Source organism: Methanobrevibacter sp., assembly GCF_030539555.1.
Taxonomy (GTDB): Archaea; Methanobacteriota; Methanobacteria; order Methanobacteriales; family Methanobacteriaceae; genus Methanocatella.
The window spans coordinates 1-1,549 of record NZ_JAUNXX010000148.1; the positions used below are offsets into that span (position 1 = coordinate 1).

2 protein-coding genes are annotated in these 1,549 nt (G+C 29.3%); both read right to left on the reverse strand.

Features of this window, described 5'->3' with window-relative positions; all coding sequences use genetic code 11:
- Positions 1-318: 318 nt before the first annotated feature.
- Positions 319-936: a KH domain-containing protein gene (locus tag Q4Q55_RS10625; protein WP_303372766.1), complete on the reverse strand. Its 618-nt coding sequence runs from the start codon at positions 934-936 to the stop codon at positions 319-321.
- A 244-nt stretch (positions 937-1,180) separates the two neighbouring features.
- A partial coding sequence (locus Q4Q55_RS10630) for an RIO1 family regulatory kinase/ATPase (protein ID WP_303372767.1) occupies positions 1,181-1,549 on the reverse strand: 369 nt, incomplete at its 5' end.

Here is a 1,549-nt window from a genome sequence, read left to right on the forward strand (position 1 = left end):
TTTACTATAATCTCAATAATTTTAATAGCCATTTGTCATTAAATTGTTTTGTTTTTGTAATATTTATTTGATTTGTTTTTTTGCAATATCTGGCGGCTTTGCATTGCTATTATAGAAAATATTGTATTAAATTATAAAATTATTTTAAGACTGTTAAATTGTTCTTTTTTTGAATTAAGTATTTCATATAAGTTAAAAGAAAAATCAATCACTTGGGATATCAAAAAATAGTATTAACAACATGATGCGTATAATTCGTCTTGTTGATTTTTTAAATTTATAAAATGAATTAAAAAAACATTTAGGAGTTTAAAACTCCTAATAATCTTTTGTATCAAAGTCGATTCCATCTTTAAATTCGATTTTGTCTTCTTCGATTCCAACGAGTTCATTAAATTCTTTTCTTTTTAAATCTTCTTTTTTATGTTCCAAAAAGCCATAAACGGATTTGTGTCTGGAACCGTTCAAAATCATTTCAATGGCTTCTTTTGCAATCATGATATTGTCCATTTCACCGATAAATGAAACTGTTTTACCATAAACTGCCATGTCCACTTCCGCCATTTCCATGATAATTTCACGTGTTTTTCCGTCTTTTCCAATAATTCTTCCTTTGTGTCTTGCAAGGGCTTTTTTTGATTTTCCTATGTATAATGGTAAACTTATCACTTCAAGATAAATGTCATCGCTGACTAATTTGAGCGCAACTTCTGGGTTGAATCCTCTAGCTACTGCTTTAACGATATGGTTCGCATTCCAAACTCCTAAAGGATCTTCCATATCTTCTCTAGGTTCAATATAAACTGTGCCATCATCGCTATCAATGTCGAGCAATGTCCCTGTAGCCTTTTCAATGGATTTTTTAACATTTCCATTGGTTCCGATTAATGCGCCCACTCTATTTTGAGGTATTTTCAAATAATCTGTTTCGGGCATGTTTTCACCTTTTCAAATATGTATTAATAATAATTTATTTAATAAAAATATTTAAAATTATAGGATTATTTATTGTTGGATATATTATTTAAACGTTTTTCCATTTAAAATAGGTATTAATGTTATGGGTGCCATGGTTAATCTCTTTTTAGCAAAATTCACATTTAACACTTTTTTAGATGATGATTAATTGATTGAGGTTATTATAGTTGTGTCAACATAATTTTATTTTAACGCGTTTTTTTTAAAAAGTAGGATTAACATATTCCCAAACTTCTTCAAAACTGGTTTTCACACCTAATTTGCTATACTCACGAACAAGTGTGTTGACGTCTCTTTCAAGAAGTTCTTTAGAAATTGGGTTGTCCAATACAACAGATTGCGAAACATCAATTATAATAGGTTCTTCATTTAAATTTAAAATGTTGTAGTTAGATAAATCTCCATGAACTAGTTTTGCTTCATTTACAAACAGTTTTAGCTGAACTAACAGTTTATTGAAAAATTCTTCAGGGTCTTCTGGCGGTTGATTTTTAACGGGCTGTGCAGGATTTCCATCTTCATCACCTATAAACTCAATAAGCAAGACATTATTGGAACTTGTTATGGGTTC